A 19,118-nucleotide genomic window follows, 5' to 3' on the forward strand; every position below is an offset into this window, starting at 1 on the left:
GGCTCCTGATGCTCACTCCTGCCCGCCGTCGTCGTCTTCGTCCAGTTCTGGGGCGTCCGGGTCGCGCAGCGGGCGCAGGGCGCCGGCGGCCGGCGTGGAGGCGGTGAAGCTGTAGCGGCCGAGCAGGTTCAGGTTGCGGTGCTTGAGCGGCGACAGGCGGGCGATGTCCTCGTCTCGGATCTCGTGGCCTTCGGCGTGAAGCACGGCGACGGCGGCGTCGATGTACTTCGTGGTCCACAGCTCGATGGCGTTGAGGACCAGGCCGAGCGCACCGAACTGATCCTCCATCCCGTCCCGGTATGCCTGGTGGATGGTGCCGCGCTTGCCGTGGCACACGTCCCGGGCCAGCTTGTGGCGGGACTCCTACAGGGTGAGCTGCCGGTTCATCTGCCGCCGGTAGGTGTCGTCGACCGGGTCGACCACGCGCAGCAGGTGCTCGGTCTTGGCGATCCGCCCGAACTCCGCGAACGCGGCGCCCAGCGGGGGCGGGCGGCCGTCGCGTCCGAACATGCGCAGCAGGTCGTAGGCGCGGACCTGGTTGGTGACCAGGGAACCGGCGACCTTCAGCATGTCCGGCCAGTGCGTGATCACCTTGTTCAGGTTCACCCGGTTGCGGGCCAGGTCCTCCACCGCGCCGTAGCTGCCCGTCTCGACACCGGGCATCGTGGCCCGCCAGAACCGCTGGTCGTCCAAGTCGCGGAACCGTCACCGAAGTACTTCGGGTTCAAGCGCAGCATCACTTGGCTCAACGCCGTCAACGACCAGGTCGCGGGCACCGCGGGCAGATGGTCGTGCCCGGCACTCCGCGCGAAACTTCACGATGGGCACCTCGGCCTGGGCGGCAATCAGCGCGGCGTTCGCCGCGACGATGGTGTCGGCGCGCAGGTAGTACTGATCGACGTGCACGAGCCGGGCCCGGGCCATGGCCTAGCAGCCGGGGTTCACCACCGGGGCCAGGCCGATGTTGCACGCCTCTGACACCAGCAGCGCGACCGCCGAGGTGGACCGTCCTTCATCCGGGTGGTGCCGTCCCCGAGGTGCACGAAAGCGTCGAGGAACCCGGTCCAGGCGCTCACCTCGAACAACAGGTCCGGCAGGCCGATCTTCTGGAGTATCCTCTCGACCCGCTTGCGCAGCCAGGTCAGGGACTTCGGCTCGCCGAGCGCGCCGAGCTTGTCGACGTTCAGCTTCACCCGCCCGTCGTCCTGCACCTCGATGGATACCTTTGCCGCCGGCCCTGCCTCTTCCAGGCGTTCGGCGAGCTGCTTCCACCCGGCGTCCAGGCCCCGCACCAGCTCCGCCAGGTGTTCGGTGACGGGCATGTCCAGCCTCAGCCCGGCCAGCACGTCCTCCTCGACCGCATCCCAGTCGGGCCCGTCCAGCAGACGGGCGCGCGGGTTGGACCAGCGGTGCGACGGAGCGGCGAACACGTCGCGGTTGTTCAAGGCCCGGTGCAGTTGCTCCAGCGCGCACACCACATACGCGTCCCGGTCCACCGCTCCCTGCGGCAGATCGGGGTTGGCGTACACCGCCTTGCGCCACCTGGGCGGCACGATCTTTTCGTCCACCTCGCGCGGCAGCAGCGGCTTGCCCCCACCTTCCGCCGCGCCAGCGCCGGAAGGCCGCGCACCCGGCTAGGACCCGCTTCCCGGCGCTCGCCGCGTCCAGCGCCTTCGACTCGCCCAGCAGCGACAGGAACGGGCGCACCGTGGCGTACCGGGCGGCGAGCGCAGCCCGCATCGCGACGTCGGCCGTGTTCTCCTCCTCGGGCACCAGGGTGACCACGGTGGCCGCGGCCGTCGTCACGGCGGCGCGCGGGGCGGCCTCTTCCACCGCCGCCCACAGCGCGGCCACGTCCAGGTCCGCCTCCTACTCCTCGACCAGCTCCAGTGCCTCGAACAACACCTCCGCCGCCCGCGCGAGCACCCGTGACGCCTTCTCCAGCTGGGGCAGCATGGACAGCCGCTCCTCCCCCGTCTTCCGCTTCGCCGTGTTCAGCAGCCGGGCGGCCATGAGGACCTGGAACCGGGCCAACGCCGCCATCCAGTTCTGCGGGATCTGCGACAACTTCAGCCGCCCGAGCCGGTAGGCGCCGATCTCGTCCACCCGCTCCAGCGCGCGGGCGAACGCCGTGCCGGTGCTCCGCGTCGGCGGCCGGCGCAGTCGTTCCAGCTCCGAGAACCGGGAGCCCTCCGACGTCTTCAGCGTCGCCACCAAATCCCTGGGCAGCGCCGGGTCCGCGCGGCGGGCGGCGTCCGCGACGGTGGCGTGCAGCCGCTTGTCCGCGACCTTCCGTACCTCCGACACCTGCCGGGCCAGCACTGAGACGCCCGGCAGCAGCACCCGGTTGCGGCGCAACCAGCCCACCGCGTGGTCAAACAGCGCCTTCGGGCCCTCGGCGTACGTCCAGGCCCGGCCGTGCAGGGGGGTGCGGAACCGCCGGGACCACTCCGGGTCGTCGTACTCGTGGTACTCGTAGGCGTCCCGGATCTCCCACACATGCTCGTACGCCGTCTTCAGCCGCTCGGTGTACCGCTTCACCACCAAGGCGTCCTCGATACCGAGTTGCCCGGCCATGTGCTCGATCACCGGCCATGGTGCGTCGAGCGGGTCGTCCTGTAGGAACCGGCCGATGTAGCGCACCGCGCACATCTGGAGCGCGAAGCCGAGCTGGTGGTGCGTGGAGCGTCGCAGCGCGATCAGATCGCGGTCGACGTCGTCCAGGAAGAAGAACCGCTCCAGCCCGGGGCGGGTCGGCTCCTCGGCGAACTTCCCATACGCCTCGGCCTGCTCATCAGTCAGAAACTCCACCGGCACGAGCGGACCGTAGCCAGCCCCGGCAGCCGCGCGGCGATCTTTCCGCGAACCCCAGCGGAGCCCTCAGCCGGTGCGCTAGCTGTACTGATCGGGGACGTTAGTCAATCGTGAGAAGGGCGGCTGGTTGCCGCAGGCCGTGTGGGGCCGGTGCTGGTTGTAGTGGTGTAGTCACATCTTGAGTGCGTCCCGTCGCTCTTGTTCTGACTGGTAGCAGTGGGCGTAAGCCCAGCCGTCGGCCATTGTTCGATGGAAGCGCTCCACCTTGCCATTCGTCTGCGGTCGATAAGGGCGTGTGCGCTTCGGCGTGATGGCCAGGGCCTCGCAGGTGTCGCGCCAGAGGAAGGACCGGTACGCGCCTCCGTTGTCCGACAGAATTCGCTGGATGGTAACGCCGTGTTCGGCGAACCACGCCACTGAGGGATGTTCCCGAATTTCTTCACGTCCACGTGCACCAGCGAGCCGGGGTACGGGTGCTCGTAAGCGCGGATGGGTTCTCCAGTGGCACGGTTGAGATAGGACAGCCTGTTCAGCCACGCCGCGGTGAGGATACGGTGGACTGTCGACGCGGCGATGCCGAGTCGTGTCGCGAGTTGAACTGGGCCCTCCCTCAATCGCCTCCGCAGGCTGACGCAGCGCATCGATACTGCCTTGGGCGTCTTCTTCGGCGAGGTCTTCGGTCGGGACGAGCGGTCTTGCATTGACTCGCCAGCAAGGTGGCGGTCGACCCAGCGCTTCACGATGGGCCAGGAGACCTGGAAACGGGCCGGACTTCGCTGATTGGCCAGCCGTCGTCAACGACGAGTCGCGCGACTTTCAGACGGTGGCGCGGAGTGAGGGCAGCGTTCGGATGTGACACGCCTGAGCTCCTGGACAGGTTGAAGGGCCGGCCATTGTGGGCGGTTTCTAGGGTTCGTCGCAACACGTGGTCGGTTTGATCAGGCCGCGAGTAGTTTATGCAGACGCTCGGCTGTTCCCGGCCGAGTGTTTTGCGTGGGCGGCGGTTGAGCTGGTCTGCGACTGCGGCCAGGTGTTCAGGGGTATGGACCGTCAGGTCGGTGGCCTTGGGGAAGTACTGCCGCAGCAGGCCGTTGGTGTTCTCGTTCGAGCCGCGCTGCCAGGGGCTGGCGGGTCGCAGAAGCAGACCGGGATGTCGGTGGCGAGGTGAACTCGCCGTGCCGGGCCATCTCGCCGCCCTGGTCCCAGGTCAGGGACCGCTTCAACTCGGCGGGCAGGGTCTGGACGGTGGAGGTCAGGGAGGTGGGGACCGCCTCGGCACTGTGGTCGCCGGGCAGGTGCAGGGGCATGACGTAGCGGGTGGCGCGTTCGACCAGGGTGCCGATCGCGGACTTCCCGTCCTTGCCGATGATCAGGTCGCCCTCCCAGTGACCGGGCACGGCCCGGTCCTCGGTCTCGGCGGGGCGTTCGCTGATCACGACCATCGGTGTCGTGAAGCGGGGCCGGCGACCGTTGGCCTGCCGCTGCGGCCTGCGCCGGGCACGGCCAAAACGCAGGGCACCGGCGAGCTCACGCCGCAGCCGGCCCCTGCCCTGGACGTAGAGTGCCTGGTAGACGGTCTCGTGGACCACGTGCATCTCCGGCCGGTCAGGGAATCGTGTCCGCAGAGCGTGGCATATCTGCTCCGGCTCCACTTTCCGTCCGGCATCGCCTGGACGGCGGCCCGCAGCTCGGGATTCCTCAGGATCTTGCGGGGCTTGGGGCGGGGCCGGCGGGCATCGGCGCGGGCCTGGCGGCGTGCGGGCGGTAGGCCCCGCTTCCGGGGGACGGTTGCGGCGGATCTCACGGCTGACCGTGGACGGGCTGCGGCCCAGCTCCGCGGCGATCGCCCGCACCGTGGCCTTCTCCCGCAACCGGTCGGCGATGTGCATCCGCTCGTCCTCACGCAGGAACCGGGACGGGCCGGAAGGCGGCACCACCAGGTGAATCGGTGGTGCCGCCTTCTGTCGCCGGTCGGCACTGCGGCCGTTGCGCCACTTCCGGCCGGTCCGCGCATCGACGCCGACGATTCGGCACGCCTCGGTGTTGCTATATCCCTGCTGCACGAGCCGGGAGTATGCCTCCCGCTCCCATGACAGCTTCCCGGGGCCCTGCGGCGTCCGGTCCCCTCGGATCTTGAAGTCCATCGCACCCCTTGAGCTGGGGTGTTGCGACGACTCCTAGAACCCAAGGTGTGTGGCCGACCCTTCGAGAACGAACATAGTGGGTAGGGGTCGTGCAGCTCAGTCCACCGGGGAGACCCGGATGAGGTTGCCGTCGGGGTCCGTGATCACGAACGTGCGGCCGAAGACAGCGTCGTACGGCTCCTCCACGACATGGACTCCCTTCGAGACCCAACTCGTGAAGATCTCGTCAACTGCGGACGCTGCTCCCGGCACCATCAGCCCGACTTCGCTCGTGCGAGGGGTGCTCGGGACCGCGTGTTCGCTGCCCCCCGTCCACAACGCGAACAGGACGCCGGGGGCTACCTCGAAAGCCACGTAGTGGGGACTGGTGAAGGTCGGTTCGATCTCGAACAGGTCGCTGTAGAAGGCCGTAGCGGCCTCGGCGTCGCGGACGTAGATCAGGAACAGGTTGGGTGCGGGCATAGAGCGCTCCTCAGATCGTTGCGTTCTCGGTACCGCTTCAGTTGATCGCCTAACCGCGACAGAACCTGTCACCTTTTCTGCGAACATTGGTCAGCATGAAGGCTTCAAGGCTGTTGCACCTCTTGCTGCTCCTACAGACCCGTCAGCGCATCACCACCACCGAGCTCGCCAAGCGTCTGGAGGTGTCCAGGCGGACTGTGCTGCGGGATGTCGAGGCACTCTCTACAGCAGGTGTGCCTGTTTATGCCGAACGCGGGCGGAACGGTGGGATCGTTCTGCTCCCCAGTGCACGGCTCAACGCATCCCATTTGGAACCACCAGAGCTGGAGGCCCTCTCCGTGGCTGGTTTGGACAGCGCGCAACTTGAGTGCATGGGCCTGTCTGCGGTGCAGGAGTCGGCCGCGCGCAAGATCGCCGCCCGTCAGGCCGCAGCACCTGAGTCGTCGAGCCTGCTGCGACTGGCGGACCTGGTACTGGTGGACAGCAACGCGTGGCTTGCTGACTCAAAGCCAGCGGTGGACGTATCGGATCTAGCCTCGGCCCTGCGACACCGACGTCGGCTGCGAATCCAGTACCGACGCAGCGCCGAGAAACAGGCCTCGACGCGGGTGGTCGACCCGTACGGGATCGTGGCGAAATCAGGCCGCTGGTATCTCATTGCCGACGACCAGGGGACCGGTCGGCTGTTCGCTCTGGAACGACTCTCGGCCTACGAACAACTCGACGCGCCAGCTGTTCTCCGACCAGATGAGACCCTCCGCACCAGGTGGGCTGCGTTGAAGGAACGCACCGAGAGGCCAGGCCGCGTGAGCGTGACCGTCCGTCTGCGAGAAAATGGCCTCGACCTGGCACGGCGCATCCTCGGCACCCGCATCCACGATGTCTCCGACACGGAAAACGGCTGGCGCACCATCGTCGTCCGCTACCCCGACATCGAGTCAGTGCGCCAGCTCCTCCAGTTCGGCAACCACATCGAGATACTCACCCCAGAGACAGCCCGCAAACGCATCAGCCAGCTTGCCAAGGACCTGGCTGAAAGACACTCGGCCCCAGCCTCGTGACTGCTAAGCGGCACGCCCTGCTCTCGATCAATGTCCCCGGTCGGTACAGCTAGCCGACCATGATCAATCTCAGCGCCAACCGCTGTGCCGATATTCCCCGAGGCCGGTGCCCAGCACTTGGACCACCGATCTGCGCACCGTCTTCAGGGACATCGGCCCGGGTCAAGGCACATTCGGCATGCTCATGGTGGCGAACGACAGCCGGGCCAAGACCCGGCAGGCACGACTGGCGGAGTCGGCCCGGGCAGTCCCCTGGGCGGTCTACTGGTTCATGCTCGTCCTGCTTTCCATCGCCATCGTGTCCCTGTGCCTGTGCATTCCCAGACGCCACAACCGGCCCCGGCTCGCCGCCTTGACCATGGTGACCGCGCTGCTCACCGTCACACTGCTGCTCGTCCACGGCGCCGAGCGGCCCTTCGGCGGAGCCATCTCCGTCGATTCCGCCATCATCACCGACGTCGAACACCAAGCCATCCGCGCCTTCGGCTCCGACAGCCCCGGCACCGAGCTTCCCTGCGATACCCATGGCCGCAAAGAGGCAAAGGGCGTCATCCTGTGTGCCATGCCCCGGGTGCGCCGGGGCTGGTCTGCCGGTGGTACGCCCGTCCCGGCCATCGGCCCCGCCTGCCGCCCGCGCTCCGGCGCGCCCTTCCGATCACCTTTCGAGGCAACGACCCTTCGCGATCAACTGCGACCGTTGACGACAAAGCGGACTCCCTCCCTCCGATGCTGCGGTACGCAGAGAGGAAGTTGAACCGCATCAACCGTGCGCCTTCAAGGGGCTTGTCATGGCAGACATCATTCAGATTCGCGCGAAGATCGATACTGCCGTCCTGGATCACTACCCCGCCTACCTGCGGGCGGAGGACACAGAAGATCCGCACGGGTGGTGCCTGGAACGCGCCCGGGTCACGGTCCGCGCAGCCGACAGCAGCGGTTACAAGTTCGACAACCACCGCCTGGAAAAGATCGCCGAAAACCGCCGGATCTGGCTTCACGAGAAATACGGCAAGCAGTTGCTCCTGCACCGCGCCGTCGAGCGGGCCGGCACCCCATGAGCAGGTGCCGGAACGGCTGAAGGGTGGCTCGCTTCCGCTCGGTGCTGCTCGCCCTGCCCAATCTTCAGGGCTGGTCTTCGCTGAGCCAGAACGGATCCCAGCATCGATGCTGCGGCCTGGTCGCAGGGTGGAAGCGAAGGCCGTAGGGTCCGTCGGGGCCGGCCTGCGGCATGTCTATGAGCCAGTCGAGAACGTGGTCGGGAAGCTCGTCGGGATCGTCCAGATCGGTCAGAAAGGCAGCCGGGCCGCGGGTGTCATAGGGCGTCGGCAGCGCTATTTCGGCAGCGGTCGCGCTCTCGATGATGCGCTGGCAGATGCTGTGCCAGCGACCCTGCCCCCACCAGGAGTCCGTGTAGCTGGTGGAGCCTCCGATGGTCATCAGGATCAGAGTGGTCTCCGTCCCCAGGACCCGGTGGTCAAGTTCCTTCCAGCGGGTGAGCTCGTCGGTGACCGTGGAGGCTACTTCGCTCCAGCCGGAACCAAACAGCGAGTGGACCGGGGTGCCGTCGGGCAGGGCCCACTGCGGCTCCATCAGCGCGGAGCGAATGCCGTCCCAGTCGATGCCCTCCAGCGGGCAGACGCACTCCTGGACGATACGGGTGACGGCGATGTTGACGCGTGCCATCAGCACGTCGGTATCCAGATGGTGCTGCTCCACCGCGGTGTTGTTCCGCCAGCACCAGGCGGCGACGCCGAGCGCCGCCGCGTCCGGCACGATGTCGGGCGCGACGTCCCGGCCCGCCATCCCGACGACCCATTCCAGGTATGTGCTCAGCCATTCGTGCTCGCTGACTTCCCGCAGGATCTCGACCAGCGGCAGTCGTCGGAAAGCGGCTGCCGGCTCGAATATTCGGCGGATTCGGGCCAGGGCGAACTCCTGCTTGGCCTCCTCAGGGGCGGTATCGGCGACGCGGACGTGCGTGGCGTCCAGAAGTCCCGCGTGGCCTGCGGCGCGGGCGACTGCGATCACCGCGTCCTCCCCGGACGCCCCTACGGCCAGTTCGATGGTGTCGTCCAGCATGGTGTAGGACTCGGGCCAGTCTCCCATGACATCGTCGAACGGCTGCAGCTCCAGCACTTCCTCCTGGGGCCGGTACTCGGCCACTACACATCCGTCACCACGCCACAGTTCCGAGAACAGCAAGGCTCCCGCCTCGGGGTCGAATTCGCCGTCCCACTCCTCCGGCAATTCGAAGCCCGCCCATTCCAGCGGCGCCAGCAGGTCGTGCAGTCGGTCCACGAAGTCGCTCCATTGGTGGTCCGTGGGGCGGTTCACTGACGCGGGTTGCGGCGTCCCGGTGCGGGCAGGCGTGTCGGCCATGGCCGGCAGTTGTTCGCGGTCCGCGTGAGTATCGGCTTGAGAGCTACTGGGCAAGGTCCACAACTTCTCGGCCTGCTGAACGTCCTGCTCCCTCTCCGCAGTGCGGCAGCGTGCGCACAGGTAGCGGTATTCCTTGCCGAAGCGCGCCGAATAGCGCGTCAGGGAACGCGTCTTGCCACAGTCACGGCATGGGCCGCGGCCGTTCTTGGGCCACCACAGCCACCATTGACCTTCGTAATGCCACGGCTGTGGAACTACCCCCCGGCCGACCAGTTCCTCGGCCAGCCGCCGCAGGCACCCGGCGTCACGGTGGCGAGCCGCGCTCGCGTGGAGCAGGTCGTGAGCGTCCAGTACGGCGGCGTCGGGAACCTCTTCGCCGCTTTCCACCTGGCGCAGCACACCCAGTGCCGCCGCCAGTTCGGCCACCCCTTCGGTCTCCGCGCCCGTTGTGCGTCCAGGACGTGAGGTGGTGGCTATGGCTAATGCGATGTCTGCCTGAGAAGGCGCGGGGATGGTCACCCGCGCAGCGTAACCCAGCCCTGTGACACCGGCGGCGGACTGTCCGTGCGGTCGGCTGTTCCCGCGGTGGGCTCTCCCGGCGGCGGCTTGTCAGTGGCCGCGGTTAGTCTCGGAGAGCAATGTGGAGGGGGTTTGCATGACGTACGGTCGGTTGTCGCCGGAGGTGCCGCTGGGGCCTTTTGCGAATACACCCGTCGAGGTCTGGTCGGCACCAGGCAGGGCGGACATCGGCATGAACCCGCGGTGGGCGGGATTGTGCGTGCATGGTAGGCGCGGTTGCGTGTGCGCGGTTGGCGGGGTGTGGTCACGCTCTGGTATCCGTTCGCCGTGTCACGCACGTAGTCGTGGTACGGCTCGACGGTCTCGAATTCAACGTCGTCGGCGACCACGAGGCTGCCGGTCGCCTGACGAGGTTGTAGAGCAGCTTGCCGCCGTTGGCGGAGATCGGCATGTAGATCTCTTCAGCCGCGTCGGCCAGTTCCTGAGGAGTTGACGGTATGTAGCCGGAAGACCGTTGCGCCCTGGCGCGTGTCGCGGTTTTGCTGTCGCGTGTCGTGCCCTCGAACATGCGGGGCAGGGCAGCGGCGACTCGGGGGGCCGGGCGGAGCGTTGCCTCAGGCTGTGGTGTAGGCGCCGGCTTCGATGTCCTGGACCAGGGTCGGCCCGGTGGGGGCCCAGGAGAGCATCTGGCGAGTCAGTTCGCTGGTTGCGGTCATGGTGGTTGCGAAGAAGCTGCCGACAACTCCGAAGTGGGCGGCGGCGTCCTGCGGGTCGATCGAGGCAACAGGGATGCCGAGGTGCCGGCCGATGGCTTCCGCGATTGTCTTGGTGGTGATGGCCTCCTCAGTAATGGCGTGCAACCGTGTCCCGGCCGGCGCCTTCTCCATGCCGAGGCGGATGGCCCAGGCTGCATCGCCACGGTGCACCGCCGACCAGGTGGTGGAGCCGTCGCCGACGTAGCCGGAAACGCCCTGCTTACGGGCGGCGGCAACGAGGAAGTTGACGAACCCCCAGTCGCCGACGCCGTGGACGCTCGGCGCGAAACGGGCGATCACTGTCCGCACGCCCCGGGAGACGTAGTCCAGCGCGAGGTTCTCGCTGCCACCCCGGTTCGAGTCCAGGCCGACGGCCGGAGAGACGTCGGTTTCCGTGGCGGGCCGACCCTGGACGAGGCCGGATATGGGCGCGGCGACGATGAACGGGCGGTCGGTGCCGGCGAGCGCTTCGGCGAGGGTGTGCACCGCGGCGCGCTCGGAGCGGTCGGTCTCGGCCGGGTTACCCCAGTCGTGCTTGTTGGCCATGTGGATGACCGCGTCGGCCTGTGCGGCACCCCGGCGCAGGGAGTCCAGGTCGTCCAAGTCGCCGCGGAGGATGCCGACGCCCTTGGACGCCAGCGCCTGCGCGGCCTCGTCCGATCGGGCCAGGCCGACGACCTGGTGGCTTGCAGCGGTGAGCTCGTCCACGACAGCGGAGCCGATCCAGCCGGTTGCTCCAGTCACAAAAGCACGCATGTGCATGGTCCCCTTCGTACTTTCGTACAGGATGAGATTCGCGAGAGTTCGACAGAGGGGGTGTCCGGGCCGAGCTGGGAGCTTCGCCGAACGAAACCTCAATTGCAGAACATCGTGTCTTGAAATTAGTAGGTGCGAGACCTTCCACGACTGCGGACACGTCGACACGGGACGGTCCCGCCTTACGGCCCAGGTGCCGATACCTCGGCAGACACGCACGGCCGTTGAGCCTGTACGCCTATCCCACGGCGGCGTTTCGGCGCACACGTGTCGCCCCGGCGACGACAAGAGCCCCGGCGATCAGAGTGAGGACGCCGGCCGCGCGCAAGGCAGTGTCTGCGCCGCCGATGAACGCCTCGGTAATAGCGCCCTGTTCGGCCGGGGCCAGGGCCAGCGCTTCCGCTACGGTACGTGGAACCGGGGTGTGATGGGCCAGGCTTGCCGGCAGATGTTGAGTGAAACCGGTGGTGAGGACGGTGCCGACGACGGCAACTCCCAGCGCACTGCCCAATTCTCTTGTCGCCGACTGCAGTCCGCCGGCGATCCCGGCCTGTTCGACAGGCAGGCTGGCGGCGATCTCCGCGGTCAGGCACGGCCCGGCGAGCATGATGCCGAGGCCGATGACGAACAGCGCTGCCGCGTAAACGGGGTAGGGCATGGCCGAGGTGAAGGACAACCCGAACAGGCCGGCACTCACGAGGAGAAAGGCTGCCGCGAGGATCACGGGCAAGCCGGTACGGCGGATGAGCCCGGGGACGTAACGGGTGCCCAGCAGGAGCGGGAGGGTCAGCGGAATGATGCCGAGAACCGCCTGCAGGACGGTGAACCCGCGGCCGTACTGGAGCAGCGAGGCGTTGACGTAAAAGAGACCGAAGCTGCCGAAGAATATGACGGTCATACCGATGCTGGCACTGCTGAGCAGAGGGTTGCGGAACAGTCGAGGGTCCAGCATGGGATGGGGCATTCGTAGCTCGACCAGAAACCAGACAAGCCCCAGCACGAGACTGCAGACGAAGGCGACAAGGACGACAGCGCTGTCCCACCCCTGCTCAGGGCCCTCGATGATGCCGATCAGCAGTGCGACGACGGTGGCCACAAACAGCACCGCACCGGCCGGGTCCAGTCTGCGGGCGTGGTGTGCGCTGAGCGGCGCCCAGGCCGCCACCCACACCAGACAGCAGACCGCAACCATCGCTACCGCCACGAACAGCAGGCGCCAGGAGCCGATGCTCAGTAGTGCGCCGCCGCCGACATTGCCGACGACACCGCCGATGCCGGTGGCTGCCGCCCACACCGCCAGCGCGTGGGCGCGGCGCTGGGGCGCGGTGGCGTGAATGAGGACGCCGACGCAATTGGGCAGCACACATGCCGCCCCAAGACCGGTGATGGCGCGTCCGATCAACATGACAGGCACGCTCGGCGCCACTGCCGAGAGGATGGCGCCGACCGCGAAAACGCCCAACCCTGTCAGGAGCGTGCCCTTACGCCCGAACTTGTCACCGGCGGCGCCGGCGGGAATGACCAGACATGCGAAGACGACGACGTAGGCGTCGACGATCCACAGCAGGCCGGATGACGTCGGATGCAGCGAGCTCGCCGCGAGCTTCGGTACCGCGAGGTTGATCGCCGCGACGAACCCGACGACCAAAGCGGTGCACACGCTCATGCCGGCGAGCACCAGGCCAGGCCGTTGCGCCTGACTGGCAGGGCGTTCCACCGTGGAAGTCATTGATCTCGTTTCCTTTTCGGATACTCCTCGAAGGCACGGCGAGGCTCGGGGTGAGAGCCGACCTCAGGCGGCTTGGTGCACGCATGGGAAGGGAGGATCGGGAACACCGCAGACAGCAGCACTTTCGAGTCACCGTGCCTCGCAACCGTAACATATACGAGGCACGGTGACTCGTTATAGTGGTGTCATGGTTGAGGAACACGGCCGCAGTGGACGGCCTCGCAGCGAGCGCGCCCGAGTGGCCGTCTTGAACGCAGCAGACGACCTGCTCGTCGAAGTCGGATACGCGGCGCTGACCATGAAGGGCATCGCGGAGCGAGCCGGTGTGGGACGGCAGACCGTCTACCGATGGTGGTCGAACAAGGCAGAGATCCTCTACGAGGCCAGCGCCATCGACGCCCAGCAGGAACTCTCGGTGCCCCTGAGCGGCGAACCGTCAAGAGATCTCGCGACCTATCTCGACGCGTTCGTGAGCTTCCTCGTGAACTCCGATGCCGGAGCCGCCTATCGGGCACTCATCGGAGAGGCCCAGCACGACACCGCTGTCGCGGCCCTGCTCTCCTCCAAGGACATCCTCAGCGAGAGCGCCGCAACAGTCATCGAACCGGTACTCAGCACAAACGACAGCGCGCTGTCGATCGAACAGGCAACGGCGCTTCTCCTCGGCCCGCCCTTCTTCCACATCCTGTCGGGACGCAGCGCGGAAAGCATCGACACCCATCAACTGGCCAAGGAATTCCTGCGCGGACTCACCGCTCGCTGACGCCGGCCGCCGCGGCGCCCTGGCCGTACGGATCGAGACGGTTCCGGTGACCTCACTGCCAGGTGCGGCGTACCCCCGTATGCGGTACTCGTAGCTCCCGACCACCATCCGGCATCCGGCATCCGGCATCCGGCATCCGGCATCCGGCATCCGGCATCCGGCAGCGCGTACCGTACGGATCCGCGATGGGGCATGCTCGGCCAGGACACGCGATCTTATCGACGCATGAGGAGACAGACATGGTGGACTGCTTACTGGCACACGCATTCGTCGACGATGGCGGGGAGTTCGGGAATCCCGTACTTGTGGTGATCGAACCGGACGGTGGCGGGCTCCCCGACGACCAGCGGCAGGAGTTGGCCGACCGGCTCGGCATTCCCGCGGTCGCCTTCGTCCGCTCCCCACCCGCACGGCGCACGTCCATCGCCATTCACGGTTCGTACGGGCTGCCGATCCGGTTCGGCGGCCACCCTGTGCTCGGCACGCTCGAAGCCCTCCACCGCCTGGGACATACGGTCGACGAGATCGTCCCGGAGGCCGGACCGGTCGCCTGTCGGCGCGACACGGAAGGTGTCTGCTGGCTGACCGCCCCCGCCGCCTGGTCCAAACCATGGCGTCATCTGCGGATGGCGTCCGCCGCGGAGATCGAAGCGCTGACCGAGCTGCCGGACGGGGAGGACTTCACGCAGGTCTGGGCCTGGACGGACGAGGACGCCGGCGAGGTCCGCGCGCGGCTGTGGGCCCCACGGATCGGAAAGGGTGAGGACGAGGCGTGCGGCAGCGCATCGATGCTGCTCACCCTCCAGCACGACCGCCCGCTGCGGGTCCTGCACGGCCGGGGCTCGGTCATCCGCACCTCCCCGGCCGGTGACGGGCTGGTCGAACTCGGCGGCCGGTGCGCGGTGCGGCCGCCCGACGAGGAAGTGGCCGTCGAAGTGGAGCGGACCTACGCACGGGGCTGAGCGCTCGGGCCAGCCCTGGGCTTGAGGCGCCCCGGACGATCCACGATCCCAGGTCTACCCCGGCCGTTCGCCGCCTGTGCGACGAACGGCCTGTAGGCCTCGGTGAGGCTCAGCCCCATGTCCTCAGCAGCCCGCTCGGGCAGGTCTGCCAGGTTCCACCGGAGCGTCTGCTCCTCGTAGTGGACGTCTTCGGTGTAGACAGCCACCGTGGCGTCGAGGCCGTGCCGGGCGAAGCCGTCGCAAAGGCGTTGAAACGCAGCAATTTGCGTGGTGCGGTACACCAGTTGGGAGGCGGCACCGGCTAACAAGTCACTGCGCTCACTCCTGATGTCGGGGCTATGATTCCCCGTCCCCCGCGACGCACGGCAACTCGACGGCTCCGTAAGCCGATCAGGGCGGTGGGCGCCAGCTGCTGATGCTGTGGCTGTCGCGCGTCCCAGGGCAGGCCGGGCATGCCGCGGCCAGCTCAGTCAGTCGGAACTCGGGGCAGCGTCGACTCGCCATCCCCCCATCTCGTCACCTCGCCATCACGTGCATTCGTGCGCACTTGTTTCTATGGTGAGTGTGGCCGCGCGTTCAGAGGGGCGGGAGGGTGTGCATGCTGTCCGTACTGCGACACCGCACGTACCGTCGTCTGTTCACCGCTCAGGTGGTCGCGCTGGTCGGAACCGGGCTTGCGACGGTGGCCCTGAGCCTGCTCGCTTACGACATCGCCGGCCCGGCCGCCGGTTCGGTGCTCGGGACGGCCCTGGCGATCAAGATGGCGGCGTACGTCGGGCTCGCTCCGGTCATCAGCGCGCTCGCACACCGGCTGCCACCTCGGCCCCTGTTGGTGGGCGCCGACCTGATCCGTGCGTCGGTGGCGTGCGGCCTGCCGTTCGTCACGGAAGTCTGGCAGGTCTACGCCCTGATTTTCGCGCTACAGGCAGCCTCGGCCAGCTTCACGCCCGCCTTCCAAGCCCTGATCCCCGAGGTACTGCCCGCCGAGGAGGACTACACCCAGGCCCTGTCGCTCTCACGCCTGGCGTACGACCTGGAAATGCTGTGCTCCCCGGCGCTGGCCGCCTCGCTGCTGTCCTGGATCACCTACGACTGGCTCTTCACAGGGACTGCGGCCGGCTTCCTCGCCTCCGCCGCCCTGGTCCTGTCGGTTGCCCTCCCCACGACCTCTCGAAACCCGGCGGGCGGCGGCCCGGGATTCCTGTATCGCGCCACTCACGGGACCCGGCTGTTCCTGGCCACCCCGCGCCTGCGCGCCCTGCTCGCGCTGACCCTGGCGGTGGCTGCGGGCGGCGCGATGGTGATGGTCAACACGATCGTCTACGTACGCGACCATCTAAGCCGCGCCACCTCGGACGTACCCCTGGCCCTGAGTGCCTACGGCGCCGGCTCCATCCTCACCGCCCTCCTGCTACCACGCCTCCTCGCCCGTACTGGTGACCGTGTGCTGATGCTGCCCGCCGCCTTCGCCTCGGCGGGCCTGCTTCTCGCCCTGGCCGCCGCCACCCGGGCCGCGCCCGGCGGCTGGGGATGGCCGGCACTGCTGGCCGCCTGGGCCGCCTTCGGCGCCACGGAGTCTCTGATCACGACCCCCACCGGCCGCCTGGTGCGCCGCTCGGCCGCCCCCGGCGACCTGAACGCCGCCTTCGCCGCCCAGTTCTCCCTGTCCCACGGCTGCTGGCTCCTGACGTACCCGCTCGCCGGGTCACTCGGCGCCACTGCCGGTCTGCCCGCTGCCGCCCTCGCCCTTGGCACGGTGGCCCTCGCGGCGGCGCTCGCCGCCTGGCGTCTATGGCCCACCACAGACCCCCAGCGCCTCGCCCACATCCACACCGCCCTGGACCACGGGCACCCACACCTGATCGGCGCCCACCGGGCAGGCGCAGGATGGCGGCACGCACACGACTACGTCATCGACGACCTGCATCGCCGCTGGCCGGCGCGGACCGCCGCCGACTGAACGAACTCCCCTCTTGCCGGAGCCGGGTGGGTCAGGGACGCCTACCATGTGCGCATGAGCACACGCGTGCACGCCGCAACTGCGCACTCCACGCAACAACAGGACGACGAACGGCTGCAGACCGCCGCGGCCGTACTGGCGCTGCTCGCCGACCGCACCCGGTTGGCCCTGCTCCAACAGCTCACCGAAGGCGAGGCGGACGTCGCCACCCTGACCGCCCGGAGCGGGGCCGCCCGCCCCTCGGTCAGCCAGCACCTGGCCAAACTCCGACTGGCCGGACTGGTCGCCACCCGCAAAGACGGCCGCCGCGTCGTCTACCGTCTCCAGCACGGCCACCTCAAACGCCTGGTCGCCGAGGCACTCAACGTCGCCGACCACCAGATCAGGCACCTATCTCCGCACGACTGATTCCGGGGCGGCGCAACGTCTGCACTGACACGTTTCCATCGGCCGCGGCATCCGGCTGGTCGCGGCTGCCCTGAATTGAGTTCTCATGCTGTGGTGATTCGCTTCTCGAACCAGTGATGAGCGTACGGCTCGTCGTTGAAGGCGGAGACCTGCTGAAAGCCGCAAGATTCGTACAGGCTGATCGCGCCGCTGAGAGCTTTGTTGGTGTCCAAGCGGAGCACGCCACAGCCGTGGCGGACAGCCCGTTCCTCCAGGTCGGCCAGCAGCCGGCGGCCGAGACCGAGCCTCCGAGTGTGGGGATCCACCCACATGCGTTTGACCTCAGCCGCGGCACCGGGCGGTAGTTTCAGGCCGGCGCAACCGACGGGCTCGCCGTGCAGCCGGGCGACCAGGAACAGGCCGCTCGGCGTCCGGAGTTCGCCCGCATCGGGCAACAAACTCTGAGCAGGGTCGAAACCGGACTCGAACCGCTCGTGCAGCTCGGTGAAGTAAGACCTCAGGCAGTACTGAGCGTCGGGGTGGGCCGGGTCTACGACGTCCAGCGCGACCGTCGTGGCGGTCAGCAGTCGGTCGACCTCGGCCATGGCGGCGACCAGACGGGCACGCTGGGCGGTGTTGAGCGGCTCCAGCAGGGAGCCGGCCAACGCGTCACTGCAATCGTCAAGCATCGCGTGCTCCACGCGGCCCGCGTCGGTGAGCCGGACGGTGCGCACCCGTCGGTCCCGGGGATGAGGCTCCACCGTTACCAGGCCATCGGCTTCCAGCGAGCGGAGCAACCGGCTCACGTAACCGGAGTCCAGTCCAAGGCGCTCGCGCAGCTGTCGTACGTCTTGCCCCTGCACCCCGATCTCCCAGAGCAGCCTGGCTTCGCCGATGGGCCGGTCGCGGCCGAGGTAGCGATCGTGGAGCACACCCACGCGTTCGGTGACAGTGCGGTTGAACTGCCGCACTTGGCTGATCTGCTCAGCACCCATTCTCTGACTTTAGTCAGGCAATGGAGCCGTGGCTAGGGCTCCAGAGGCGCCGAGCCAAGATCGAAGAGTGAGTACAGGTGGGTGCGGATGCCGGGAGAGAACAACCACTGACCGTTGTTCGCGAGGGCAGCGCGCTCACTTCCGATACCGGGGGCCTATCCCTTCTGCACTACCGCATATCCAGGTACGGACGGCCATCGCACCGTCAAGACCACGGACTCCTCCTCCGCGTACCACGAATGGTCGACCCCACGCCCCCACACCACATAATCACCCTGTTCTTCCAGCAGAACGCTGCGGCCGGGAAGCTCGACACGAAAGCGGCCTTCGATGAGTACCAGAAGAGCCGTTCGTTGCTCGCCTGTCACCCATTGACTTCGCTTATCGCCACGCGGGTGGACACCCCACTTGATTTCTACAGTTTCGCTGTAGCGAGGGTCATCAGCGTCCTTGAAGTGCCCGAGCAACCACCCCTTGTCCAGCACCGCATCTTTCCCCGCATTTCCTACGTATACGCCGTCGTTCACATCCTCGGACGCTAGCAACTGCCGACGGAAGAGGAGGCACCGCCTCCGGGGCGGCGACGGGTCCTGCGGCGTGACTAGGGCTGCGAGAAGGCGGCTTCGGCGCTGACCCGATCAAGACTCATTCACGCTCGCGGAGGTACGCCTCCAGCTCGGCGGCGCCGGTCAGCATTGCGCGCCCGCGGGCGGACAGTCGGTCGTGCCAGTCACGCAGGGTGGCCTCCAGCGGCTCCAATCCACCGGCCGCCCGTACCTGCTTGACCAGAGGGGCGATCTGCTCCAACAAGTATCCGCCGCGCCTGAGTTGGTGAACCAGCCTGGTGTCTCGTACGTCGGCCTCGTCGTACACCCGGTATCCGGTCTGCTGGTCGCGACGCGGGCGCACCAGCCCGGCGCGCTCCCACTTGCGTAGCGTCGCGGGCCGGATACCGAGCTTGTCTGCCAGCGGTCCGATGAACATGCCGTCGGGTCCGGTAAACGGCACCTCGGGCTCGGGCGCTCCGGCGGTCGGACCCACATCGCGGATGGCACTCTCCACGGCTTGCAGGGTCCGCCGGTCGTCGAGGAGCTGGGCGTGGCTTTCGTCGATGAGGCGGAATGCCGCGTCGATCGAGTCCTGGTTCACCGCCCGCATGACCGACGTCGCTGTCTGATGGCCGTGGCCGGGTACCAGGGCGAGGAATGCGCGCAGGGCCCGCGCGTGCAGCGGGGTGTAGGTGCGGTAGCCGTGGGGTGTGCGGTCGGCGGCCGGAAGGATGCCGGCTTCCTCGTAATTTCTGACGGCCTGCGTGGACAGACCGTGCCCTCGAGCCAGATCAACCGGCCTTAGCCGTTCACCGGTTTTAAGGTTTTGCTCCATCGTCCTGCCGTTATCGCGGGAAAGTTTCAACCGAAGGTTCAACGATACC

15 protein-coding genes and 2 pseudogenes are annotated in these 19,118 nt (G+C 67.7%); 7 read left to right on the top strand and 10 right to left on the bottom strand.

The window, feature by feature from the left end:
• Nucleotides 1-12: 12 nt before the first annotated feature.
• From ACH4K4_RS28405 to ACH4K4_RS28420, 4 genes and pseudogenes are all read right to left on the bottom strand, one after another.
• Nucleotides 13-2,817 (bottom strand): annotated as a pseudogene (locus tag ACH4K4_RS28405) (Tn3 family transposase).
• Nucleotides 2,818-2,892: 75 nt separating this feature from the next.
• Nucleotides 2,893-3,673, bottom strand: a pseudogene (locus tag ACH4K4_RS28410) (integrase core domain-containing protein).
• 175 nt (nucleotides 3,674-3,848) lie between these two features.
• Nucleotides 3,849-4,958 (bottom strand): IS30 family transposase, encoded by a 1,110-nt coding sequence (locus ACH4K4_RS28415; protein WP_398171191.1) that lies wholly within the window; start codon nucleotides 4,956-4,958, stop codon nucleotides 3,849-3,851.
• Nucleotides 4,959-5,054: 96 nt separating this feature from the next.
• Nucleotides 5,055-5,420, bottom strand: coding sequence for a VOC family protein (locus tag ACH4K4_RS28420; RefSeq protein WP_262036924.1), 366 nt, complete (start codon nucleotides 5,418-5,420; stop codon nucleotides 5,055-5,057).
• A gap of 95 nt (nucleotides 5,421-5,515) precedes the next feature.
• Between ACH4K4_RS28420 and ACH4K4_RS28425 the strand changes: the two genes are divergently transcribed.
• The 3 genes from ACH4K4_RS28425 to ACH4K4_RS28435 all read left to right on the top strand — a co-directional run bounded on the left by ACH4K4_RS28425 (nucleotide 5,516) and on the right by ACH4K4_RS28435 (nucleotide 7,539).
• The gene (locus ACH4K4_RS28425; RefSeq protein ID WP_398171193.1) at nucleotides 5,516-6,481 is read left to right on the top strand and encodes a helix-turn-helix transcriptional regulator; all 966 of its coding nucleotides are present in this window, start codon (nucleotides 5,516-5,518) and stop codon (nucleotides 6,479-6,481) included.
• A 178-nt stretch (nucleotides 6,482-6,659) separates the two neighbouring features.
• The gene (locus ACH4K4_RS28430) at nucleotides 6,660-7,235 is read left to right on the top strand and encodes a hypothetical protein (protein WP_398171195.1); all 576 of its coding nucleotides are present in this window, start codon (nucleotides 6,660-6,662) and stop codon (nucleotides 7,233-7,235) included.
• A gap of 34 nt (nucleotides 7,236-7,269) precedes the next feature.
• Nucleotides 7,270-7,539: a hypothetical protein gene (locus ACH4K4_RS28435; protein WP_398171197.1), complete on the top strand. Its 270-nt coding sequence runs from the start codon at nucleotides 7,270-7,272 to the stop codon at nucleotides 7,537-7,539.
• 64 nt (nucleotides 7,540-7,603) lie between these two features.
• On the opposite strand, the gene ACH4K4_RS28440 is transcribed toward ACH4K4_RS28435, so the two are convergent.
• From ACH4K4_RS28440 to ACH4K4_RS28450, 3 genes are all read right to left on the bottom strand, one after another.
• Complete coding sequence (locus ACH4K4_RS28440) at nucleotides 7,604-9,379, bottom strand: hypothetical protein (protein WP_398171199.1); 1,776 nt, start codon at nucleotides 9,377-9,379, stop codon at nucleotides 7,604-7,606.
• A gap of 614 nt (nucleotides 9,380-9,993) precedes the next feature.
• A complete protein-coding gene (locus tag ACH4K4_RS28445) occupies nucleotides 9,994-10,890 on the bottom strand; it encodes an SDR family oxidoreductase (protein ID WP_398171201.1) in 897 nt (298 codons plus the stop codon).
• Nucleotides 10,891-11,128: 238 nt separating this feature from the next.
• A complete protein-coding gene (locus tag ACH4K4_RS28450) occupies nucleotides 11,129-12,619 on the bottom strand; it encodes an MFS transporter (RefSeq protein ID WP_398171203.1) in 1,491 nt (496 codons plus the stop codon).
• A 187-nt stretch (nucleotides 12,620-12,806) separates the two neighbouring features.
• Between ACH4K4_RS28450 and ACH4K4_RS28455 the strand changes: the two genes are divergently transcribed.
• The 4 genes from ACH4K4_RS28455 (at nucleotide 12,807) to ACH4K4_RS28470 (ending at nucleotide 16,712) form a co-directional block, all read left to right on the top strand.
• The gene (locus tag ACH4K4_RS28455) at nucleotides 12,807-13,382 is read left to right on the top strand and encodes a TetR/AcrR family transcriptional regulator (protein ID WP_398171205.1); all 576 of its coding nucleotides are present in this window, start codon (nucleotides 12,807-12,809) and stop codon (nucleotides 13,380-13,382) included.
• A 239-nt stretch (nucleotides 13,383-13,621) separates the two neighbouring features.
• Nucleotides 13,622-14,344 carry a PhzF family phenazine biosynthesis protein gene (locus ACH4K4_RS28460; RefSeq protein WP_398171207.1) on the top strand — a complete coding sequence of 241 codons (723 nt, stop codon included), beginning with the start codon at nucleotides 13,622-13,624 and terminating at the stop codon, nucleotides 14,342-14,344.
• A gap of 598 nt (nucleotides 14,345-14,942) precedes the next feature.
• Nucleotides 14,943-16,304, top strand: a complete 1,362-nt coding sequence (locus ACH4K4_RS28465; RefSeq protein WP_398171209.1) for an MFS transporter — start codon at nucleotides 14,943-14,945, stop codon at nucleotides 16,302-16,304.
• 54 nt (nucleotides 16,305-16,358) lie between these two features.
• The gene (locus tag ACH4K4_RS28470) at nucleotides 16,359-16,712 is read left to right on the top strand and encodes an ArsR/SmtB family transcription factor (RefSeq protein WP_398171211.1); all 354 of its coding nucleotides are present in this window, start codon (nucleotides 16,359-16,361) and stop codon (nucleotides 16,710-16,712) included.
• An 83-nt stretch (nucleotides 16,713-16,795) separates the two neighbouring features.
• Here ACH4K4_RS28470 and ACH4K4_RS28475 read toward each other — a convergent pair whose 3' ends face one another.
• From ACH4K4_RS28475 to ACH4K4_RS28485, 3 genes are all read right to left on the bottom strand, one after another.
• On the bottom strand, nucleotides 16,796-17,686 hold the full coding sequence (locus ACH4K4_RS28475) for a GNAT family N-acetyltransferase (RefSeq protein ID WP_398171213.1): 891 nt from the start codon (nucleotides 17,684-17,686) through the stop codon (nucleotides 16,796-16,798).
• Between the two features lie 155 nt (nucleotides 17,687-17,841).
• Entirely contained in the window at nucleotides 17,842-18,213 is a 372-nt protein-coding gene (locus ACH4K4_RS28480; protein ID WP_398171215.1) for a signal peptidase I, read from the bottom strand.
• Between the two features lie 118 nt (nucleotides 18,214-18,331).
• Nucleotides 18,332-19,069, bottom strand: a complete 738-nt coding sequence (locus ACH4K4_RS28485; protein WP_398171217.1) for a TioE family transcriptional regulator — start codon at nucleotides 19,067-19,069, stop codon at nucleotides 18,332-18,334.
• Nucleotides 19,070-19,118 lie beyond the last annotated feature (49 nt).

Source organism: Streptomyces sp. NPDC017529 (genome assembly GCF_044329785.1).
Lineage (GTDB): Bacteria > Actinomycetota > Actinomycetes > Streptomycetales > Streptomycetaceae > Streptomyces.